This window comes from Ruminococcus sp. 1001136sp1_2201st1_G3_2201SCRN_220225, assembly GCF_040924365.1.
GTDB lineage: Bacteria > Bacillota > Clostridia > Lachnospirales > Lachnospiraceae > Blautia_A > Blautia_A faecis.
Window position 1 is genome coordinate 1 of the sequence record NZ_JBCOME010000022.1, and the last position, 22,404, is coordinate 22,404.

Here is a 22,404-nt window from a genome sequence, read left to right on the forward strand (position 1 = left end):
GCATGTCTCTATTGTATCATGCTTATGTGTATTTGGAATTTCTCATTTTGGCTTGTACTATTTATATTCTAGCACCAATTGTGTAAAAGGTTAATAGAGGAAAGGAAGAGAGTAGGTGTCATTCAATATTATAATGTACTGTTCATAATGGAGTTAGTGTCAGATAAAGACATATGGGCTTTAGAACAGTGGATGAATGGTATAAATAACATATATATGAAAGATATACATAATTGGTGTAGAATACATTTTGTTAAATATCACACTGTATTTGTTTACAGGAAAGAGTATCCGGTAAAAGCAAATATTTGGAATGGGTATTCATATATAAGGTGGCGGATGGAGCGGTTGATGAATTTGGGATAAGATAAAATAGTGATTGCATGAAAGAGAGCCTTAAAGCAGGGTGTTCTTTTGAAAGTATGGATAGAATTAAAGGCTGAAGGCTCTGCGCTATTCGTTTGGCAGAGCCTGAGTATTCTCTTGATCCGTAGAAAATAAATCTAACTGACCTTCTGGAGTGGAACTTTGACCGGATTCATCTTCAGTTGATGGTTCTCTTTTTTTGGGTGTTTTATGAGTGTATAATTTCTCAAAAGGAAGTGAATACTTGGATTTTTTATTGTATTCTAGTAAAAGAGCTTCTGCGAATCCTAATGAACCGGCACGACGTTCTCTGGCAGTACGACTGATTTCTCTGACAGAGACACGCCCAACTTTTTCTTTGAAGGTGTCATCTTTCATTGTTTCTCCATAAGCATTATCCAGACGGGCAATAGCATTAAGCATATTGGAACTAAAGGACATAGGCGCACCTTCCCATGTGGCAACACAAAGGCGTAAAACACGATCAAGAGTGTGAAAACCATATTTTTCATAGATATTAATTAAAGTGGATACAGCACATATACCTCCGGGGCGAGAGGAAGAAGTAATAGTGAGATCATATGATTCAACAAGGTCACGAATAATAAGTTCTCTATCATTACCAGCTTCAATATTAGCCATGAATATTTCATAAGGTAATAACGATTTGACATATTTCATCTGATTTGCAAAAATATCTGCTTCTTGGGTGTAAACAAGATCATCATAAACCATACACCAGACAGGAGTTTCTCTTGATCCAGAGACGAGAGCAACAATCTCTATAGTGTGTTGTCCGTTGAACACATAATTTATCCCATCACGTCTACTTACTTTTACAGGGTTTATCTGATAAAGGTCAAAATTAGCTGCAGCACGCTGAACGTGTTTGATGGAAAGATTACGTTGATAATCTTGATTTGAACATAAATTTTTAATAGGTATTTGCTCAAAATGCACTTGGGGAACAAACTTTTGTAAATCTTCGGTATTTCCATCCATAATTATATTTCCTCCAATTTTTTTAAAATATTATTTGTGGTTGATATTAGACACATAAGCTGATATTTAAGCTTATATTTTGCTGTATCAGATGCAATTTTAAAATCTGAAACTTTTAATACTCTTTCGATAGAACTGTTCCACGAGGGAATCGTCAATGTAAGACTTGCAATTTCCGCATCTGGATCAAATTGTGGCAGGTTGCGTATTGAAGGAATAGAAACGGAAGATTCTTTCCTTAACATCGGTTTGGCGTAATTATTCCATAGTAATTCCCTTTTCATATCATGATAACTGAGATGTTCTATCTTTTCGGCAAGAAGGTAGTTATTTAGACTTAAAAGTTGCTCTTTTGGTAATCCTGAAAGCTCAATAATATTAGCTTGGGAAATCCAGAGTTGACCAGAACGAACTCGTTTGACAAAATCCGGAACTTTTTCATCAATTATATCTAGTGCACTACTGTAAGCAGAATATTTGTAAACGGTAGCCATTGCTACATTACATTCTTCGGATATTTTTTTTGCTGCGATGCTTGCACCGGAAATATGAGATTTATTCGTAGATGAAAGTTGTCTTGAAACTATAATTTTTTCAGCATCATATTTTTTCCCAATCAGGTATTTTTTATTGATATTGGTTAAATCCTCTCGTTTAAGTTGGTCAGTACATATCCATGAAATTACATCTTCTTTACTGGAAAAATGGAGTCTTTTTATTCGGAAAGGAATACTGTGTTTACGAAATAATTCATATGCTTCTATACCATTAATGACAATACCATTCCATGTGCAGATGGGGGTGTGATAGGAATGACATAATATCTGTTGTTCAAGTTGTTTATAATCTTTTTCACTGAGATATTGATACAAATTGGTGAATTCTAGTTTTGTTTTTAATGTATATATACTATAATTGCGCATACTCATCTCCCATTATTTCTGATTTGAATTCTGTTTGTGGCAGTTTTGTGATGATGTTATCCATGGAAAATAGAGCTATTTTTTTATCTGGGTAAATATTGCCTTCTAAACGAAAAATGTTAAATTTCTCCCAAGAAAGGTTAAGTTGGGAAAGTGAATATAGTAATTCTCGGCTGTACAATTCATAACTGTTACCATTGATGACAAAATAATCCTTAACTTTATGTGCCAATTTATCCTCCGCACAACTAGCCTTTATACCTATCATTTTTTGATCAGGATTAACAAGAAGTTGAATATATTCTGGGTTACCAATTTGACGGAGTGTATTGCGGTGGATTCGTATACGATTCTTTTTAAAGTCAATACATATTAGTGGATGGGAAGAGTGTTTGTTGTTCATAGGATTTTTCCTCACTTTCTGCTGTTGATGGTTCTTTTGCTTTTTCTATGGATTTATCAGTTGCCTTCTTCTTTTCTTGTATGTCAAATACTGCGTAGCCTTCAAATATATTGACTTGCATTGATTTTTGATGTTCTTCCACTGGAATACCGAACTGATTCTTCCATTCTTCAGGATAAGAAGGTGTCCTAGCAGTGGTTACAGTTCCATTGTCTTTTAGAGTACGAGGAAATATTTCAGGTGAAGTTAAATCGAAAATGAACAGTATTTCATTGCCAGAACGAATTAGTTTGCCGAGAATCTTGTACCGATAATTAGGATTCCAGTCCATGAGAGATATCACTTTAGCAAAGAAAATTCGACAGGTGATTTGTTTTGGCGAACGCTTTTTTCCAGAGGAACACCAACGAAAAGAGTCTTTTTCTTCTTCTCGACAGGGACGGACAGCCAGCTTTTTTTCAATGGGATTGACTAATATTTGCACATATTCGACATCGGGTAGTTTTTTTATGCAGGCGGTATTTACAGATACCTTGTAGTTATTAAACGTAAACGAAGGTTCGTAAATATGAGCGAAGAATTCGCCACGTACAACTTGATAACCGTCATAGCTGAAAGAATCATCGTCAATGACTTCCATTTGATTTGAGGGGCTGGGCGCGACTGTTATTGGCATAGGTGTGTTGATTTTCATCATATCAGAAGGTTCTGTAGTCATATTCCATTGATTTATAGGTTGCTCGCTCATTGGGTGTCTCCTTTAATTTCTGTAATAATATTCTTTATATTTTGTATAATGGTTTCTTTGGGAGTGGTTTGTAGCTCGGGTTCTTTATAAGGTTTACTTTCTGAAGCAGTCTGCCAGTTTTTGTCTGCTGTAAATTCTGTTAATTCTGGCGCTTGAGACTGAGTATAGTAATTATTACCGAAGCTATTCATCCAGTCGGCAGGATAAGCTAACACACTCTTAGAATCAGATATTGTATCAGGCATGTTGTTATTGGGGGCGGATACGTCGTTGGTACTTGTCGGTATTCGTATTTCTGTATCGTCCATGTTGAAAATAAGGACATTTTCATTGCCTTTTTGGTGGGCAACTCCTAATATTCTATATTTGCATTTTTTGTCCCATTTAAATATCTCGTATAATGTTGGCAAAAATGCAGCGCCGGAAATTGGTTTTGGAATAAGTTGACCATCTTTGAGACGTGACCACTGCACTTTATTTTTTGTTTCAGAGGAACATGGTCGGATAGCAAGTAGTTTTGAGCTTGGGTGTATTAGCAGTTCGACAAATTTTATGTTTGGAAATTTCCGTATAGCATCTTTGTTAAAAGAGATCTGTTTATATGAAAAAGAAACAGAAATCCGACCAACAGAGGAGAAAAATTGTCCTCTGGCAACTTCATAGTCTCTTAAATCGAAGGAACCGGCGGAAGCAGTAATTGTATCAGGTACATTCATATTTGCCGGTTTAAGGACGCTTTGAGATGCTTCAAAGTAGTCTCTAGCTTTAAATCCAGACCATCTTGGATTAATGCTTATAAATCCACTTAGAGAGCCTTCTTGTATCACATGTAATTCTGGTAAAATCTCTTTATTTCCATATTTCGCATTTGTAATTAATTTTTGAACAGCTATGAAATCATCTCGGGAGATAATAGCTTCGTGATGTCCGACTTTTCTGTATTGATTACGGTCTTGATTGTTTTTCCTTGATTTATGGTCAAGATAATTAGGAGTCCATGTTTTTCTCGCCAGAACATCCCCACAATGGCGTTCATTTTGAAGGATTTGTAGTATGGTACTGGATGACCAGACATCATTATTCTTTTTTGTTTTACAACCGAGTTCTGTCAAAGAATCAGCAATTTGTTGAGTACTGCTTCCATTCAGATACATATAAAAAATAAGCTGCACAATTTTAGCTTCATGTGGATTGATTACAAGATCTCCATTTTCGTCTTGGTCATATCCGAGCAGAGGAGGTGTAAGGAATATTCCCCGACGAAAACGCATTTCAATGGAAGAATTCATAATTTCACTTTTGGTATGACTTTCTTCCTGTGCAAGTGTTGACATGAATGACAGAATCATTTCGCTTTTGGGATCAAGAGTATTTAAATGCTCTGTTTCAAAAAATACACCGACGGGTGGACGGAGTGAAGAAAGCTCTCGTACATATCGGATACAGTCAACAACGTTTCTTGCAAATCGGGATACACTTTTTGTTATGATTAAATCAATTTTTCCGGCTTCACAATCTTCAATCATTTTTTTGAATGCATCTCTATGTTGAAGCGAAGTGCCTGAAATGCCTTCGTCGGCATATATTTCGACAAGCATCCAATTCGGATTTTTATTTACTACATCCTGATAATGATTTTTCTGTAATTCATATGAGGATGTTTGGCGTGGATCATCCGTAGATACCCTTGCATATACAGCTACTCGTAGTTTTTTTTCTGTTTTAAAAATATCCTCTGGTGGAAGTGCCGGAATTACTTCCAGTTCTTCTGGATCAATACCTTTGTATCTTTGCCGGATTCTGGCTTTCTGTTCATCAATATTACTGCTTCGTTCTTCACTTTCTTTCATCAATAGCGACATCCTTTATAGTTGATATAACTATCATAGAATTTTTGGATTGAAAAAGACATAAACCATCAGTTAAGTGATTAACAGATGGTTTATGTAGAAATAGATATTTGATTGTTATTGAATGATTTAATAATCATTCGGGTTATCAGCATCGTAATTGTGTTTTGAGGATAGATGCCAATCATTGATTCGTAAAATATTCTTTATGGCTGAAAGAACCTCGAATATGTAACGTTTTTCAGTGCTGGTACAATCTGCCATTAATAAATCAATATCAGTTTGATATTCCGTAGGATTGTATAACAAGTTTCCATAGAGTAATTCATCAATAGTAATTTCAAGGGCATTGCTAATTTTGATTAAAGATTCTAAACTGGGTTTACGCTTGGCATTTTCTATATAGCTTATATAAACAGTAGAAAGATCAGCGATTTCAGCCAGCTCCTCGGCAGATAATCCTCGTTGTTTGCGGGTTTCTCTTATACGTTTGCCTATAAGTGCATAATTTATTTCCATGTCCTCACCTCCTTTCCATCACAACTTGACTTTTTTGTGTTGTAGATAGAAAAAATGGTGAGTTATACAATAGTAATTGGTTGTATAAAAAGAAGTATATCATATGTATATAGCAAAAAGAAGATTGTCGATTGATGGGAGAAAAAGGCGATAAGTTGTAATTGAACAACAGCGAAAAAAAGGTTATTATTTATGTATTAAAAATTATGTCTGAGAGGAAAATACATGGCAGATAAAGAGGAAATTAAAACACTGGAGGAATTAGAGGAAAAAGGAAGAATACTGCGGGAGTACAAAGAAAAATTCCGGCAGATGTGCCAAGAAAATAAAATGATAAAGGGTTCGACAGTGCTGAAACTATATGATAAAATTGAAGAAATACAAAGAGAATATGAGCATTTAGATAATAAGCTGACATTAATGGAATACAACTTTATATAGTTCTATTTTTTTTGTTTTAATACTACTGTTTCCCTTAGTAAATACTTGCAAGATACATCTCTAATATTTTTTCGGATTTCTAGTTACAATTAAGGTAACTACTATCGGAAAGAGGTGTATTTACTTGCGTACAGAGGATTATATTGCGGACAATATTATAGCTTTATGTAAAAAACGTGATATGAGTAAATATCGGCTGTCACAATTGACTGGTATATCTCAATCTTCGATTGGAAAAATTATTGCTGAAGAAAGTTTACCCACTATGCCTACTGTAGAAAAGATATGTGATGCACTGGGAGTAACAATGGCACAATTCTTTGCCGGAATGGATGTTCCAGTAAGCTTATCAGAATCACAACAAGAGGTTTTGAATATTTGGAATAATCTTGATGAAAAAGAACAGAATGTAGTGATACAAATGCTCCGGGGACTTCAAAAATAAAGGAAACAGTTGTAACGAAAATGTTGACTGTTTCTTTTTTTATGGAGTTGGGAGATTATGGTGATTGAAAAGAAATATTATGATATTGCACAGCGTGAATTGGAAGAAATGCAAAGAGAAATTAATGCAGAAAAAGCGCAAATGTCAGAAGAAGAGATACTAGAGGATAAAAAATGGCATGATGAACAATTGGAAACAATTATAAAAAAGGCAGAAGCTCATATGCGTTGTTTTAAGAAAGTTCCAGATCCTCAAAAAGTAGTGAAATTCACTTTTTTACAAAAAGATGCATTGGAAATTGCACGAAATATGCAGATGAATATAAAAACTGAGCGTAAAGAAGATGATTTATGGGGGACGATAGAAATGTCATTTAATAATATGTGGTTTTTAGATTCGGCTCCTAGTGAATGGAAAGAAATTTGGAATAACTTGATGAAAGAAGCTCAGAGAGTGTATATAGAAGCAAAAGATAACATGGTCATGTATCAATATTATTATGATTTGGCGGTAGAAGTTCCTTGTGTGTAGACAAAATACAAATAATGATATATGAATGCTGTTCTGTAATAATTTTATGATATACTGTGGATATGATATGTAAAAATAGTCGGAGAAAGATTTGTGAATGTACGATTATTTAGGAGGAAAAAGCATGACAGATGCAGAACAAAGAGAGGCTGCCCGTCAATTTGTAAACCGATGGATGGGAAAAGGGAAAGAAGATGAAGATGGACGTTCTTATTGGATTGATTTATTGACGAATGTTTTGGGAATGGATAATGTGACAGAACGTTTGAACTTTGAAAAGAAAGTTGTAATTGATGGAAATACAAAACGTATTGATGTATATATTCCTGAAACACGAGTAATTATTGAACAGAAGAGTCTTGGAAAAGCATTGGATCAGAAAATCAGGAATTCAGGAGATGTTGATCTTACTCCATTTGAACAGGCAGACAGATATAATGGGAAGCTGACTTTTGATGAAAGAGCTCGGTGGATTGTTACGTCAAATTTTGCTGAAATTTGGATTTATGATATGAACCAGAAACAGCCAGAACCGACAAAGATTGCTTTAGATGAATTACAAAGCAAATATCCATTGTTGGACTTCTTGGTGAAAAAGGAAGTAAAGACAATATCGCATGAAATGGAAGTATCAATAAAAGCAGGAGGTATTGTTGGGCTTATTTATGATGCGTTTTTAAAACAATATCGTATACCAGATATTAAGGAAAAGGATGAAACATTTGAGCAGAAAGAAAAAAGAGAGCATAAACTAAAGAGCCTGAATGCTTTATGTGTGCGAATTGTTTTTTGCTTGTATGCAGAAGATGCTGGTATTTTCGGAAAGAGAAATATGTTCCATGATTATTTGGAAACATATGAAGTAAAGGATTGCCGGAGAGCTTTATTAGAATTATTTAAGATATTGGATACACCTGTATCAGAGCGAGACGAGTATTTGGAGGAAGAACTTGCTCAGTTCCCGTATGTAAATGGTGGGTTATTTGCTGATGAAACTATTGAGATACCACCTTTTACAGAGGAAATTAAAGAATTACTTCTTACAAAAGCGTCAGAAGATTTTGATTGGAGTGATATTTCTCCAACTATATTTGGAGCGGTATTTGAATCTACATTAAATCCTGAGACCAGACGTTCAGGAGGAATGCATTATACATCTATTGAAAATATACATAAAGTTATTAGTCCGCTTTTTTTGGAAGATTTGCAAAAGGAATTTGATAGTATTAGAGCAATTCAAGTGAAGCGTACCAGAGATAAAAAATTGGAAGAATTCCAAAATAAATTGGCATCACTTACATTTTTTGATCCTGCGTGTGGTTCTGGAAATTTCCTTACAGAAACATACTTGTCGCTTCGTCGTTTGGAGAATGAGGTGATAAAGGAAAAAGTTGGCGGACAAATGACATTGGTAGAGGTAAATAATCCAATTAGAGTTTCTATTCAGCAATTTTATGGAATAGAGATTAACGATTTTGCAGTTACAGTTGCAAAAACGGCTTTATGGATTGCAGAATCTCAAATGTTGGAAGAAACGAAAAATATTGTGTATGGATTTAATGATGATTTTCTTCCTTTAAAGACATATGTAAATATCACAGAAGGAAATGCATTAAGAATTGATTGGAATGATGTAATTCCTGCAGAAAAATTATCGTTTATAATGGGAAATCCGCCATTTGTAGGAGCACGTTGGATGGCGTCGGAGCAGAAGGAAGATGTTGAGAAGATATTTGAAGGATGGAAGAGTATAGGAAATCTTGATTATGTTAGTTGCTGGTATAAAAAAGCAGCTGACTATATGGGAAATTATAATATCAGAGCAGCATTGGTATCAACTAATTCAATTACACAGGGAGAAAGTGTTTCGATTCTCTGGAAACCGCTTTTTGAATCAGGTGTACATATTGATTTTGCATACAGAACATTTATATGGGATAGTGAAGCGTCAATAAAAGCGCATGTTCATTGTGTAATTGTTGGCTTTAGCAGAGCTGTAAATAATAAGCAGAAAATAATTTATTCAGGTGAGAACGCAATTCCGGCGAATAATATTAATGGATATTTGCTTGATGCAGAAAATATATTCATTGAAAAAAGAATGAAACCATTGTGTAATGTTCCTGAAATAGCATTAGGTGGGCAAGCAATTGATGGTGGATTTTTAATATTGACGGAAGAGGAAAAGGAAGAGTTTTTGGAAAAAGAACCACAGGCTTCTCCGTTTTTTAGACATTATATGATGGGAAAAGATTTTATTGATCGAAAGCCGAGATATTGTATTTGGCTTGTTGGAGCTGATCCTGGATTATTGAAAAAATGTCCGATGATATTAGAACGGGTGAATAAAGTACGTGAATTTAGACTTAGTAGTACAAGAGCGAACACAAAAAAAGCGGCTGAGAATCCAACTTTATTTGCATCAATACTTGAACATAAAAATCAATATATTGCGATTCCCAAAGTTTCTTCTCAGAATCGTAGATATATTCCAATGGATTATTTAGATGGTGAAATTATTCCGGGAGACAAATTATTCACTATGCCAAATGCATCATTTTATGAATTTGGTGTATTGATGTCGAATGTTCATATGGCATGGATGCGAGCAGTGTGTGGAAGATTAAAAAGTGATTATAGTTATTCAAACACAATAGTGTATAACAATTTCCCGTGGCCTGTAGTAACGGAGAAGAATCGGGAACAAATTGAAAAATCGGCACAGGAAATTTTGAAAGCAAGAACATTATATCCTAATAGTAATCTTGCGGCTTTATATGATCCTTTAACAATGCCAGCCGAGTTACGGCGAGCACATACTGCAAATGATAAAGCTGTTATGGCTGCGTATGGCTTTAGTACAAAAATGACGGAAGCAGATTGTGTGGGAGAGTTGATGAAATTATACCAGAAAATGCAATGATAAAAGTTTATAGAGCTGTTTTTTGCTCAAAGTAAAATATTTGAAAACATAGAATATTCCAAATCCATAAAAGCTGAATGAAAACCAATATGGGAATTTTACAGGTGGTACAAAATTTGTAAAATTTTCATATTGGTTTTTTTGTAATCTGTAAAAATTATAAATTTGGATATCAAGTAAGGTTTCGGATTTTTGATTTTTATGTATTTTTCAATTTTGGATATGGCTCCGAAATTGGCAATTTTGCGGAAGTGTATCCACACTTCCTGTCCTTGCTATTTTTTAATCACATGGTGATTTCACAGGGATATAGGGCTGTTTAGCCTATTTTTTCTCCCTGTGCTGTGACCGAAGAAATTCGAGGAACCAATTATATATTTATGCTGAATGTGAGGTACTGGGGAGCACAATCCTCAGCAAGATTTCAACATCCGGAAAATGCCGTATTGCTAAAATAGCGATATGGTATTACCGGGGTGGATCTTGCTCTAATGTGTACAGTAACCTCGGCATAAATAGAAAGAATGGGTTTGGGGAATCCCCAGCAAGATAAAAACCTGATGAAAGAACATTTGTCGGAAAGACAATATTGTTAAACACAGGTGGATCTTGCTTTAGAAAATGATTTGCCATAATGAATTAGAACATAGGAGGAAGCGTTAAAAAAGAGAGAGCCATAAGCAACTCTCTCTGTGATAAAATCAAATAGTTATAGTATCAGTGATTCGGTAAGATTACAAAAATCCTTAACAGGAATATTTTCTTTAAGTGGTAAAGCTGTCTCTAAAAAGGTTTCGTCTGCAAATCTTTCGAGTTCAGAATCAAAATATATAATTGAAGCATTTGTATTTAATTGGTATGGTGGAATTGTAACAAAATAATCATAATCTTCATAAGAAGGAGTGGCGCAAGAAACTTTGATTTTTCCGTCCAATTTCAATTTTGCAAATTCTCCATAAATGGCAGTTAAGGCTTTTTTTCTTTCTTCATCAGAAGTAATTCTATCTACATATCTAATATACCAATAATCTATAGTTCCCTCTTTTAATTCAATTAAATAATCGTATGATCTGGGTGTTCCGGATTTTATTGTCCATTCAACTTTATGCAGACTTGTCATCATGGAAAGTCCACGCATTAAGGTAGAAAAAAATTTTTCATGCACCTGAACAGTAGAGAGATCCAGAGAAAATCCATTGTCTGCAATTATCTTTTTCCGTTCCTGTATTTTCTTAGAAGAATATCCCGTTGCATCATATAATTCTTGGATAAGTTCTGGATCATCAATGGCTTTTGCAATTTTATCAATAGTGCTTTTATATGGTCTTCCAGATCGGGCACCGTTGAGCATTCGTGAAATGGTTGCATTATTTAAGCCTGTTTGTTCAGATAATTCTTTTTGTGTTTTTTTCTGTAAAATGATTTGAAGTATATTGATGAATCTTTCCTGATCGTAAACGCTGTCAGGATTTATTAGTGTGCCTGAATTTGATATAAATTCGTTCATGCAAATCTCCTCTTGACTTCTTTGACTTTGTATAAATTGACTTCTTGTATTTTATCTTATCAATTATATCTCTAAAAATCAATTTAAAACATAAAGAAATCAAAAAATGCTTTATTGATATTCTTGCAAAAGTCAAAGAAATCAAAAACGCAATTGACATTTTGACTTCTTTGTGTATAATGTAGAATTAAGAAGTCAAAGAAGTCAAACAAATCAAAACGAAAGGAAGGAGGGCTGTGGATTGAAATATAGGGTTGTTTCGGTTTTGAAAGATAATAGACCACGTTTTTTGATTATTTCTGATATTGAAGAAATTGAAATCCTTCCATCAAAGTATTTGAAGCATCTGGATCAGATTAATACTTCTCCGAATACTGTAAAATCCGCAGCCTTCGCACTTTCATATTATTACAATTATCTGCAGGAGCAAACGATAGGATTGGATGAGATTACATTGCTATCCTATTCAGAGCAGAATAAACATTTTATTGATTTCTTGTATTGGGTTAAGAGTGGAAAGCATACTGAGCATAATACACAGACGAGCAATAAGACCTGCAATATGTATCTTGGTGCAGTCTTCAGATACTACCAGTTTTTGGCACTGGAAGATGTTTTGCCAATGCTTAAAGTCTTACGAGTAAAAAAAGTATCATATTTTGACAGTATGGGAGTAAATCATCAAAATGCAGTGAATTCGTTTAAAGGTTTCTTCAAAGAAGAAGAACCTAATCTGGAAGAAATAACATCCGAAGAAATACAGGAGCTGATAAATGCCTGTACGAATGATAGAGATCGATTGCTGATAGCAATGATGGCAGAAACCGGTCTTAGATTAGGGGAAATTCTAGGAATCCATTATACCGAAGATATTGATTTTGAAAGAAGGACGGTTCGGGTAAGGTATCGTGAATCCAATACCAACTTGGCAAGAGCAAAAAATGCAGAATATAGAATGGCTTTGTTAAGTAATACAACTTTTGAGTTCTTGGTTAAGTACATTTCTGATAACCGAAAAAGTCTGATGAACTCGGAGTATCTATTTACAAAATTAACTGGAAAAAACAAAGGAGAGCCATTAGATGCGGATTCTGTGTATAGCATGTTGAAAAGGCTATCCAAAAAAACGGATATCAATTCCCATCCGCATCAGCTCCGACACTATTTTGCGGAGGAAAGAAGAAAAGAAGGATGGGATTTGAATGACATTCGTTTTGCCCTGGGGCATAAGAAAGTTGAAACTACCATTAAATACTTGGGTGAAAATAATGAACGATTGGTAGAAGCGACAGATCAATACTACTCAAATAATGAAAATTTATACCAAATTGCAGATTTTCTGTAAAAGGAAGGAGGGATTACCTTGGCAGTATTAAAAATTGTTCCGAAGTTATATCAGGAAAAAATACCTGAGAAATTAAAGGAAGAAATATCTTTAGTTACGACTGGAGAAGCAAAATACTATAACCGGTTATACAAATTTTTTCAGTATACAGATATACAGTGTACTGCAGATATTAACTATGAAACGAGAAAAATGTATATGGACTCTCTTGAAAAAGAGGATATTTCAGAAAAATATAAAGCGGAATTACTGAGCTTATTTGATCGTTTAAAAATAGAAAATATGCCGGATGTCTATTCACAAGGAAAGCCCTTCTCTGTAGAACAGGAGTTTTTTAAGCAAGACAAATTGTTTTTGCTGTATGTCCCCAATAAGAAGAAAGCACAATCTTTCCGTCAGGTGGTTGATAAGAATGATTTGTTATGGGACTTAACGAGGATACATTCATCACAGTTGGTGCGACAGACAAAAATATTGCTGTGTGAAATTCTGAATATGGATAAGGTACAAAGACATCGAAGATATTTTTTAGAACCATTAAAAGCACTTATACGGTTTTGCGATAAGTACGGAATAGATGATATTGAAGAAATGGAACAGGCAGACGAAAACAGATTTTATCTGTATTTAAACAAGGAGTCGGAAATTATAAAAAAACAGGCTTCTAAGATTGTTGAGTTTGCGAGAAGAACGTTATTTCTGACAGATTCAGAGACAAATTGGCGAGCGTGTATCTGGTATATGGATAGGTTTCAGTTTGATAAATCGAGAATCAATGCTAGTTCACCTGTTAAAAGCCTTTCATTTATTAATATTTACGAAAAAGAAAATCGTTGGTATTTACAATTATACGCAAAATATTTGGTCGGGATATCGGATCTGTCTTTATCAAATATCCGAAATACAATAAGTTTTATTTCACAATTTTTAAAATATCTGGATGGACAGAGTAAGAAAGTAACTGAACTGGAGATACAAGATATAGAGGGTTATGTGTCTGTTTTGGATAAGTCCGATATTAAGTATTCTACTTTTAACCGATATATCACACATATGCATACATTTCTACAGTTTTTGAAAATGAAAAATATTGAAGTGTTGAAGTTTTATCCGGAACGATTTTTAAAAAAAGGGTTTTCAGAACACAATGAAAGAAGTGTTCCAGAAAAAACAATTGCTCATCTGATTAAGGAGCTGCCGGCATTCCCAGAGCATTTACAGTTGATGTATTTGATTTTGTTTTGCACAGGAATTAGGAAAAGCGAGGTTTGTACAATAAAATCGGGAGCCTTTTATTCACAAGGCAATGAGAATTGGATGCGCATATATCAAAGCAAAATGCGGAGAGAAAAAGTCATTCCTGTTCCCAGTTTATTGGTTGGACTGGTGAATGATTATGAAAAAAAGTACGGAATAAAAAATGGGGAGTATTTATTCAAAAATAAAAAGGGTGGTGCATTTAATGGACAGACATTTTCAAATCAGATGATTCGGGAGTGTAAGGTTCGTGGGATTGCCTGCGGAGATTATATCTTTAGAGCACACGATTACAGACATAACCTTGCAACTTCAATGTACGGAAATGGGGTTTCTATACAAGGGGTACGAGATTATCTAGGACATTCAAGTGAGAATATGACAAAACAGTACATTGATTTCATGCCGGAACGTATTGTATCGGCTGAAGATAAATATTTCTCTAAAAATCAGTCATTTAAATTGAAAGGAGCAGAAGATGATGAAAGGTAATATTAATTTGATTTCGTATGACTGTTATCAACAAGCTACAGAAAAACAGTTGGCAGGACTGAAATGGAAGGAAAACAGGGTGTACTACATATCAGAGATTCATAATGAAAAGATGCAGGATGAGATTTATGGGTATATCGATGATAGATGTAGACGTTTGTCATTATCAACAGTAGTAAATGATATTTACAGATTTGATCTGTTGAAAGAATTTCTGAATGAGAAGTGTACAAGTTGTAGTAGCATCACTGATAAAAAATGGGAAGAACTGGAGAGAAGTTATAAAGCATTTTTATATAAAAAAGGATTGGCGCTGTATGTTAGAAGAAATAGACCGGATAGGCGGAATGTTGAGCAACAAAGTAGCGCTCAGATTTCTTTTCTGAAAATGTATTATGAGTATGTTGTGAAGTGTAAAACAGCAGATATTCCAGAAAATGAAAAAGATGTATGGGATATGAGAAAGTTGGATATTGTGCCAAGGAGTAATCCGATTCGTGGAAGATATAGATTAGATTTTCGTGAGATCAGGCAGAAAGAATTTAAAGAGATAATAAAGAAAATATTGTATAGCCACTGCCAGACAAAAGCAATGGGTAGTATAAAAGGTGAATTGCGTGGATTCCGTCGGTTTGCTAGTTTCATGTATGATCGATTCCCAGAAGTAAAGCACTTTACAGAAATTAGCAGGGATATGATAGAAGATTATCTGGTTTATATAAAAACGGATACTGGTCTTACATCAGTCAGTTACACGACAGAGCTGTCGGTTTTGGATAATCTGTTGGATGAAATAGGGCGTGAACTGGAAATAGGAAATATATGCAACCTTTTTCTGTCCAGTGATTGCAGAGCATATGACAACGCTTTACCAGAAGCGTATTCAGATGCAGAAATCAGAAGATTTAATTGTGCATTAACAAAATTAAAGCCCCAGTTAGGCAGATGTTTAATAATACATCAGATGCTCGGTACAAGAATAGAGGATACGTTGACTTTGCGAAGGGATTGCTTATCTGAGAAATCTGGACATTATTTTATAACTATTATCCAGCAGAAAACAAGGAAATATAAAAGACCAGTTAGCAATCAGCTGGCAGAATTGATTAGAAAAGCAATAGAAGTTTCAGAAAAGGAGCATCCAGATTCAGAATATATTTTTCTGCAAGATAATGGAAAATTGTATACAGATTCAATGCTGAAATATCATGTAAATATCATGATTTATGAAAATGATATCAGGGATGATAATGGAAATTATTTTGAGTTTCGTACACATCGTTTTAGACATACTTTTGGAGTAAAACTTACAGAAATGAAATTAGATGATGATAGCATTGCAAGGCTGTTGGGGCATAAGGATACACGAACCATACCACATTATCGGCGGTTAAGAAACGAAGCATTAGCGGAGGATACAAAGACTGTACGAGATGAAATGAATGAATTATTAGCACAATACAGGAGGGAAAAGGAAAATGCAGAAACACGATAAAATGGTAGCACTGGCAAAAGAAAAAAGTGCGGAAATGACGGAAACAGCAATAACAGCTATTGAAACAATGTATAGAAAAAATATAAAAATTTCAGTTGCTGAACTTACAAAACTAACAGGACTTTCCAGAGGTTTTTTCTATAATAATCCGAATGTGAAACAGGTCATGATGGAATTGAAGGAAAAACAACAGGGAATGATATTGCGAAATCCTAAAAGTGATGCTATTGCAAAAGCACAGGAAGCACGGATTAAGAGTTTAGAACAGAAATTATCCGATAGTGTTCCGAAAAACGAATATGAAAGTCTTCAGAAAAAATATGAAGAATTACAGGTGAAATATAGTCAAATGAAAAAGGGAACACTGTTGAAGATGTACGACCAATTATAGGAAGAAAAGGAGAATATTTTATGCAGAACGAAATTTATGATGAGAAAAATGGACTTACTTATATGTTATGTGGTGATTATTATTTGCCAAAATTGGCACTTACAGATATCGAACCAACTTATGGGAAATATGGGATGCTTCGTAAAAGCTATTTACAGGAACACAGAAAGGCAAAATATCAAATATTGTTGTTACAAGGAAAACTTGTCGAGCATTTGAATCAGATTGATGCAGAAGCAAGGGATAGGGAAGAACAATTAGTAAAACAGATGATGGAGAAACAAGGAATTACAGAGAAATTAAAAAGGCAGGACAACATGGAATGGACAAGGAGGATGAATGCCATTTGTCATGATGCAGAAGAGATGATTTTGACGGAAATGATATATACAAAAGGATAATGAACTGCATTGGATAGCAAGAATTTTGCAGCCCGGATAGCAAAAAAGTGGAAGTCCGGATAGCAAAAAAAAGGAAGTCCGGATGGCAAGATTCTTGCTGTCCGGAAAGACAAAAAAGTGAGGGATTAAAAATGTTGGTTAAGTACATAATAAAAGTGTTTTTATATTTAATTCTTGCAGTAATGACATTGATTCGCTGGTTATTAAAAATTCCGATGATGTTGGGAAATATTTTGCTTTACTTTTTATCAATTATATTTATTCTGACAGGTGTTTTGAGTTATGGATTTGCATTGGAATCTGCAAGAGAATGTGGGCGAATGATAATAATTGGGATGGCATTTGGTGCAATACCAGACTTTGTCCCATTTTTGGGAAAAAGTTTAGAGACATTGGTTGCCAAACTGTTAAGTATGACAAATGAATGAGAAAGTCAATATGAAAGAGGGCTGTGAAAGGCTCTCTTTTCTTTTTGCAACTGTGGAATGGCAAGATAATAACGTTATATACAGTGTATATTAAGTACAGATATTGTATTTCTGCATGATGGGAACATAGGGAGTCCATATAAAGGCACTGAACACCGGGCATGAAGGCAGTCTTGGAACAGCTCATGCAAACAGTTGCCGTGATATGCTGGCCAGACTGGAAATAATGACATTGATGGCGGAACTGGATCTGCCGCTTCAGGCGGTAAGAAGGCAGATCGCCTCTGGCGTGGATATTCTGGTGCATCTGGGACGTATGCGCGATAAATCAAGAAAACTTCTGGAAGTTTCAGAAGTATGTGCGTATGCGGATGGTGAAATCAGGATACAACCATTGTATCAATGGCAGGATGGGTGTGGTCTGGTGCCTGTGGAGCCTCTCCTGCACAGAGAAAAACTGGAACGGGCGGGGGTGAAATTATGATCAGGCAGAAAGTTGATTATGGAAAATACAGATATTCTCAGAAAGAAATTTTAAAATATATAGGAGAAAGTGCAGCATTGTGTGGTGCTGTAGATTATTTGTTCTATCAAACACCTTGGGTAATGTTACTTGTGGTTCCGGTTTCTGTGTTCTTTCTGAAGTGGAAGAAGAAACAGATGATCAGAGAAAGAAAACGGCGCCTTAATTATCAGTTTCGGGATGCATTGAATTCTATGAGTGTGGCGGTACAGGCTGGATATTCTGTGGAAAATGCAGTTTCTGCCTGTGTGCGTGATCTAGAGCAGCTATATCCGAAGAATGAAGATATTGTAGCTGAATTTCGTTATATAGAGACACAACAGAGAGTGAGTGTGCCGGTAGAAGAATTATTTCTGGATCTTGGGCAGCGCTGTAAGGTTGAGGATATTGAAAACTTTGCTTCAGTTTTGTATACAGCAAAAAGAAGCGGTGGTGATCTTGGAAATGTAATTCAGAAAGTGGCTCGAATGCTGGGCGATAAGATTGATGTAAAAAAAGAAATTGAAGCGACTCTGGCTGCGAAGAAGTCGGAACAGATGATCATGAGTCTTATGCCGGCAGGAATTATTCTTTATCTGCAGCTGGCATCACCGGGATTTCTGGATATTCTCTACGGAAATCCATTTGGAATCTGTGCAATGACAGTCTGTCTTACAGTATATGGAGCTGCTTACTGGATGGGGAAAAGAATTGTGGAAATCGAGGTGTAGTTGATGTGGCTCCATATTGTCATTTTTGTTATATTATTGCTTTTGACCGTATGCAGTACTTTAGGTTGGATCCATGTAGAAAACATTGGTACGGTAAAAGGCAGAAAGATGTTTCTTGTGGTTGCTCTGGCAGGAAATATAACAGGAGGACTGCTGACTTGGACAAAAGGTGGCGGACAGGTATTTGAAGACGGTTATGAGTTGAAAAAGGAGGAAAATGCTTATGAAGAAAAATTTATGGTATCCGTGGAAGGAGAAGAAACAGGCAGTGTCTATGTACAGATCCCGGAAAAAGAACTGGAAAAGGAAGATACCGGGCAGCCGGAAGTGTTGACGAAAGAGGAAGACGAAGAACAGAAGCTTTTGGAATTTGTAGCAAATTATAACAGCGAACTGGAAGACTCTGAGTATTATTATCTTCCATCTGACTGGGAAGGAAGAAAACTGGAGTGGAAAATACCTTATGATACTACCGGAAACATGTTGGCAGCAATTTTCCTTGCAGCAGCATTTGTCATGATTGTTATAATTGCGCGAGAAGAGCAGAAAGCCAGAACGAAAAGATATGAAGAACTGATGATGGACTATCCGGGACTGATTATGAAGTTTACCTTGTTGGTGCAGGCTGGAATGACTGTTCGAAATACGTTTAGGAAGATGGCTTCGGATTATAAAAACAAAAATGAAAAACGTATTGCATATGAAGAGCTTGTTACTGCCTGCCATGAAATGGAGAGTGGAATTTCAGAAATGGAAGCCTATCGCCGCTTTGGTGAAAGGTGCGGACATGTAAAGTATAAAACATTTGCAACATTATTGATCCAGAATCTTCAGAAGGGCAGCCGTCATATGGGAGAAATGCTGGAAAAAGAATCTGTGGAAGCCTGGGATGACAGGAAAAGAAAAGCAAAAGTTCAAGGAGAAGCGGCAACTACCAAATTGTTATTTCCAATGATACTGATGCTGGGCGTTGTAATGGCTATTGTTATGCTGCCGGCCTGTCTGTCCTTTTATGGATAAATCCAATCCGGAGGCCGATTTTCATATTTAAAAAGAAAAGTGCCAAAGGAAATTTTTCAGGCTGAGGGAGGTGAGAAATATGAGCGAACTGCGCAGACTGATGAGAGAATTTTTGTGGGAAGAAGATGCTGTAGGCGTTGTGGAAATTATTCTGATCCTTGTAGTTCTTATTGCACTGGTCATGATTTTTAAAGACCAGTTGACCAGTCTTGTGAAGAATATTCTGTCAAAGATCACAAAGCAAAGTAATTCTATTTAAATGATTTCCAACTAACAAAATGATTTGAAAAGGAGAGGTGCGCCATGGTAAAAAGAGGAAGTATTACTGTTTTTCTGGCCTTAACCCTTGGACTTATTCTGTCCCTGCTGAGCTCAGGACTCGAGTCAGCAAGAATGGCTGCGGCCAGAACTCAGATTTTGAATGGGATGGATATTGGACTGTATTCTTTATTTGGACAATATGACAAGTCCCTTTTAAAGGGTTTTGACTTGTTCGCTGTTGACGGAGCCTGTGGGGGAAAGGAAATGAATCTGGCCTCTATATATGATAATCTGGAATCTTATATGAAGCCTGTGATGAAGCAAAATAGTCAGAAATTGTCAGTACAGCAGGGTGGCATTTCCGGTTATCTTCTGATGACAGATTCAGAAGGTGAAGTCTTTTATCAGCAGGCAGTCCAATACATGAAAGAAACTCTTGGAAGCCATGGGGCAAAGCTCCTTTTAAACAAAATTCAAGATATGCAGAAAAAGACAATTGAAGCGGAGCGACAAGGCAATGAGATAGAAAGTAAAGGAACCATTGAAAATTATGAAAGTGAAATGGATACTGCACAACAAAAAAGTCAGGCTTTGCTGGAAGAAAAAAAGAAACAGGAACAGCAGAATGGGCAGGATGGGTTTACAGATGGGAAAATGCTTCCGTCTGTGACAGAAAAGAATCCTCCTGCAAAAGTTGAAAATCCTATTCCAGTAATTCGAAAAGTACGAAAAATGGGACTTCTGGATCTGGTTCTCCCTTTTGGAAAAGAAGTTTCTGACAAAAAGGTAAAAACTAAAGAATTGGTTTCAGGAAGAAAACTTGAAACAGGATTGGCAATGGAGGATTCCGTAAAAGCAGATGGAAGTATGCTCTCCCAGGTTTTGTATCAGCAATATCTCATGGAAAAACTGGGAAACTATATAGAACCAGGAAAGAGCGGCTTGCGCTATCAGATTGAGTACATTATTGGAAAGAAAAACAGTGATGAGGCAAATTTGAAAGATGTAGCGAAAAAACTTTTGATGGTTCGGGAAGGACTTAATGTTGCATATCTGGTTTCAGATGCGCTTATGATGGGACAGATTCATGCCATGGCAGCGGCAATTGCAGCCGCATTTCTTATTCCACCGGCAGTTGTGGTGATTGAAGGTGCGCTGATCCTATGCTGGGCTTTTGCTGAAAGCATTCTGGATGTAAGAGAGCTATTTGCCGGCGGAAAAGTGCCTTTAACTAAGAATGCCTCTAACTGGCAGCTGTCGCTGCAGGGGCTGCCGGCATTGGTAGATAAGTTGGATACGGACAGGCAAAACGATGTAAACGGGTTATCCTATGAGGATTATTTGCAGATATTTTTATTGACAACTTCAAAGGCGCAAAAAGTTAAAGGGGGTATGGATATGATTGAAAGTTCGTTTCGGGAGATGGAAGACTGGAATGAATTTTGTCTGGATCATTGCATTACTGCACTGGAGGCTTCTGTGGATGTAAAGGCAAATAAAAGAAAAGTGTTTACCGTAACGCGGGAATATCACTATATTTAGCTGGAAAATAGATTGTCTTTTGCCATATTACTATATAAGAAAGGCGCAGAAGGATGCTTTCCCGGAAAGGAGATGGAAAATTGATTAAAAGAAAAAAGAGAAAAGATATACAGGCTCTAAGGAGCAGAACAAGAAGGAAGAGTTCTCTGGGAATCCGGTCTGTCAGAAAGTCCCCGCTTTCTGTCAGAAATCTTTTCGGAAAAGTGTCTTTGTGCGCCTTTGGAAAAGAAATAAAAGAGCAGGTAAAAAAAGCCAGTCTTACGATAGAAGCGGCCTTTGCCCTTCCACTCTTTTTCTTTGGAATGGTGACAATGATACATTTTATGGATGTATACAGAATTCAGACGGAACACTTGAGCAAACTGTGTCAGAGTGCAAAGGAAGCCGGAATGTATGCGTATGTGGTGGGAGGCGACGGAGTAGAAGAAATTACGCTTCCTGATGTTTACAAATACAAGCCAATTGGCGGATTGATACCGCTTCCGGTTAAATGGCAGTATAACAAGGTGAGGGTTCATGCCTGGACTGGCGTGGACAGAGGAAATGGGAATAGTGAAGAGAATGAAAAACCGGAAAATATGGTGTATGTAACGGTTTCAGGTTCGGTGTATCACAAAAAGCTGAATTGCAGTCACCTCAATCTGTCGGTTACTAAAGTGTCGGGTGGAAGTGTTTCTTCCAGACGAAATGAAAATGGAGAGAAATATCATGCATGTGAAAGCTGCAGTAGAGGGCAAGCTCCAGGAAGTACAGTTTATATCACAAAATCTGGAAACCGTTATCATAATGACAAAAATTGCAGCGGCTTGAAAAGGTCCGTACGTCTGGTAAAAGAGTCGGAAGCTGGTAATCTGCATGCATGTAAACGATGTGGTTAATAA

23 protein-coding genes are annotated in these 22,404 nt (G+C 36.0%); 16 read left to right on the forward strand and 7 right to left on the reverse strand.

What is annotated here, in order from left to right:
• Positions 1-453: 453 nt before the first annotated feature.
• The 6 genes from AB5642_RS08785 to AB5642_RS08810 all read right to left on the reverse strand — a co-directional run bounded on the left by AB5642_RS08785 (position 454) and on the right by AB5642_RS08810 (position 5,811).
• Entirely contained in the window at positions 454-1,368 is a 915-nt protein-coding gene (locus AB5642_RS08785; RefSeq protein WP_055155695.1) for a DUF6551 family protein, read from the reverse strand.
• Between the two features lie 2 nt (positions 1,369-1,370).
• On the reverse strand, positions 1,371-2,291 hold the full coding sequence (locus AB5642_RS08790) for a hypothetical protein (protein ID WP_055145197.1): 921 nt from the start codon (positions 2,289-2,291) through the stop codon (positions 1,371-1,373).
• Positions 2,278-2,694 carry a hypothetical protein gene (locus AB5642_RS08795; RefSeq protein ID WP_044999283.1) on the reverse strand — a complete coding sequence of 139 codons (417 nt, stop codon included), beginning with the start codon at positions 2,692-2,694 and terminating at the stop codon, positions 2,278-2,280. Before AB5642_RS08795 ends, AB5642_RS08790 begins: the two co-directional genes overlap by 14 nt.
• Positions 2,654-3,442, reverse strand: a complete 789-nt coding sequence (locus AB5642_RS08800) for a hypothetical protein (protein ID WP_055145192.1) — start codon at positions 3,440-3,442, stop codon at positions 2,654-2,656. Before AB5642_RS08800 ends, AB5642_RS08795 begins: the two co-directional genes overlap by 41 nt.
• A complete protein-coding gene (locus AB5642_RS08805; protein ID WP_055145187.1) occupies positions 3,439-5,292 on the reverse strand; it encodes a recombinase family protein in 1,854 nt (617 codons plus the stop codon). The genes AB5642_RS08800 and AB5642_RS08805 overlap by 4 nt, the downstream gene beginning before the upstream one ends.
• A 129-nt stretch (positions 5,293-5,421) precedes the next feature.
• Positions 5,422-5,811, reverse strand: a complete 390-nt coding sequence (locus tag AB5642_RS08810) for a helix-turn-helix domain-containing protein (protein WP_008374249.1) — start codon at positions 5,809-5,811, stop codon at positions 5,422-5,424.
• A 225-nt stretch (positions 5,812-6,036) separates the two neighbouring features.
• Here AB5642_RS08810 and AB5642_RS08815 point away from each other — a divergent pair, with 225 nt between their 5' ends.
• The 4 genes from AB5642_RS08815 (at position 6,037) to AB5642_RS08830 (ending at position 10,151) form a co-directional block, all read left to right on the forward strand.
• Positions 6,037-6,252, forward strand: coding sequence for a hypothetical protein (locus tag AB5642_RS08815; RefSeq protein WP_015525605.1), 216 nt, complete (start codon positions 6,037-6,039; stop codon positions 6,250-6,252).
• Between the two features lie 124 nt (positions 6,253-6,376).
• A complete protein-coding gene (locus AB5642_RS08820; RefSeq protein WP_368371549.1) occupies positions 6,377-6,697 on the forward strand; it encodes a helix-turn-helix domain-containing protein in 321 nt (106 codons plus the stop codon).
• Positions 6,698-6,754: 57 nt separating this feature from the next.
• Positions 6,755-7,228 carry a chemotaxis protein CheY gene (locus AB5642_RS08825; protein ID WP_129900264.1) on the forward strand — a complete coding sequence of 158 codons (474 nt, stop codon included), beginning with the start codon at positions 6,755-6,757 and terminating at the stop codon, positions 7,226-7,228.
• A gap of 124 nt (positions 7,229-7,352) precedes the next feature.
• Positions 7,353-10,151, forward strand: a complete 2,799-nt coding sequence (locus AB5642_RS08830) for a DNA methyltransferase (protein WP_055164298.1) — start codon at positions 7,353-7,355, stop codon at positions 10,149-10,151.
• A gap of 709 nt (positions 10,152-10,860) precedes the next feature.
• Here AB5642_RS08830 and AB5642_RS08835 read toward each other — a convergent pair.
• Positions 10,861-11,658: a helix-turn-helix transcriptional regulator gene (locus tag AB5642_RS08835; protein ID WP_055171284.1), complete on the reverse strand. Its 798-nt coding sequence runs from the start codon at positions 11,656-11,658 to the stop codon at positions 10,861-10,863.
• A 241-nt stretch (positions 11,659-11,899) separates the two neighbouring features.
• Between AB5642_RS08835 and AB5642_RS08840 the strand changes: the two genes are divergently transcribed.
• From AB5642_RS08840 to AB5642_RS08895, 12 genes are all read left to right on the forward strand, one after another.
• On the forward strand, positions 11,900-13,003 hold the full coding sequence (locus tag AB5642_RS08840) for a tyrosine-type recombinase/integrase (protein WP_055164292.1): 1,104 nt from the start codon (positions 11,900-11,902) through the stop codon (positions 13,001-13,003).
• Between the two features lie 18 nt (positions 13,004-13,021).
• Positions 13,022-14,752 (forward strand): tyrosine-type recombinase/integrase, encoded by a 1,731-nt coding sequence (locus AB5642_RS08845; RefSeq protein WP_055164289.1) that lies wholly within the window; start codon positions 13,022-13,024, stop codon positions 14,750-14,752.
• Positions 14,739-16,247, forward strand: coding sequence for a tyrosine-type recombinase/integrase (locus AB5642_RS08850; RefSeq protein ID WP_368371550.1), 1,509 nt, complete (start codon positions 14,739-14,741; stop codon positions 16,245-16,247). Before AB5642_RS08845 ends, AB5642_RS08850 begins: the two co-directional genes overlap by 14 nt.
• Positions 16,231-16,638, forward strand: coding sequence for a DUF6262 family protein (locus AB5642_RS08855; protein ID WP_008374214.1), 408 nt, complete (start codon positions 16,231-16,233; stop codon positions 16,636-16,638). Before AB5642_RS08850 ends, AB5642_RS08855 begins: the two co-directional genes overlap by 17 nt.
• A gap of 20 nt (positions 16,639-16,658) precedes the next feature.
• The gene (locus AB5642_RS08860; protein WP_008374212.1) at positions 16,659-17,039 is read left to right on the forward strand and encodes a TnpV protein; all 381 of its coding nucleotides are present in this window, start codon (positions 16,659-16,661) and stop codon (positions 17,037-17,039) included.
• A 131-nt stretch (positions 17,040-17,170) separates the two neighbouring features.
• Positions 17,171-17,467: a hypothetical protein gene (locus tag AB5642_RS08865; RefSeq protein WP_015525616.1), complete on the forward strand. Its 297-nt coding sequence runs from the start codon at positions 17,171-17,173 to the stop codon at positions 17,465-17,467.
• A gap of 148 nt (positions 17,468-17,615) precedes the next feature.
• Positions 17,616-17,951 carry an ATPase, T2SS/T4P/T4SS family gene (locus tag AB5642_RS08870; RefSeq protein ID WP_179962517.1) on the forward strand — a complete coding sequence of 112 codons (336 nt, stop codon included), beginning with the start codon at positions 17,616-17,618 and terminating at the stop codon, positions 17,949-17,951.
• A complete protein-coding gene (locus tag AB5642_RS08875) occupies positions 17,948-18,700 on the forward strand; it encodes a type II secretion system F family protein (RefSeq protein ID WP_173719046.1) in 753 nt (250 codons plus the stop codon). The genes AB5642_RS08870 and AB5642_RS08875 overlap by 4 nt, the downstream gene beginning before the upstream one ends.
• Before the next feature lie 108 nt (positions 18,701-18,808).
• Positions 18,809-19,720: a type II secretion system F family protein gene (locus tag AB5642_RS08880; RefSeq protein WP_294423374.1), complete on the forward strand. Its 912-nt coding sequence runs from the start codon at positions 18,809-18,811 to the stop codon at positions 19,718-19,720.
• A gap of 79 nt (positions 19,721-19,799) precedes the next feature.
• Positions 19,800-19,979: a Flp1 family type IVb pilin gene (locus AB5642_RS08885; protein WP_118578007.1), complete on the forward strand. Its 180-nt coding sequence runs from the start codon at positions 19,800-19,802 to the stop codon at positions 19,977-19,979.
• A gap of 44 nt (positions 19,980-20,023) precedes the next feature.
• Positions 20,024-21,523 (forward strand): DUF5702 domain-containing protein, encoded by a 1,500-nt coding sequence (locus AB5642_RS08890; protein WP_368371551.1) that lies wholly within the window; start codon positions 20,024-20,026, stop codon positions 21,521-21,523.
• An 80-nt stretch (positions 21,524-21,603) separates the two neighbouring features.
• A complete protein-coding gene (locus AB5642_RS08895; protein ID WP_173719049.1) occupies positions 21,604-22,401 on the forward strand; it encodes a hypothetical protein in 798 nt (265 codons plus the stop codon).
• Positions 22,402-22,404 lie beyond the last annotated feature (3 nt).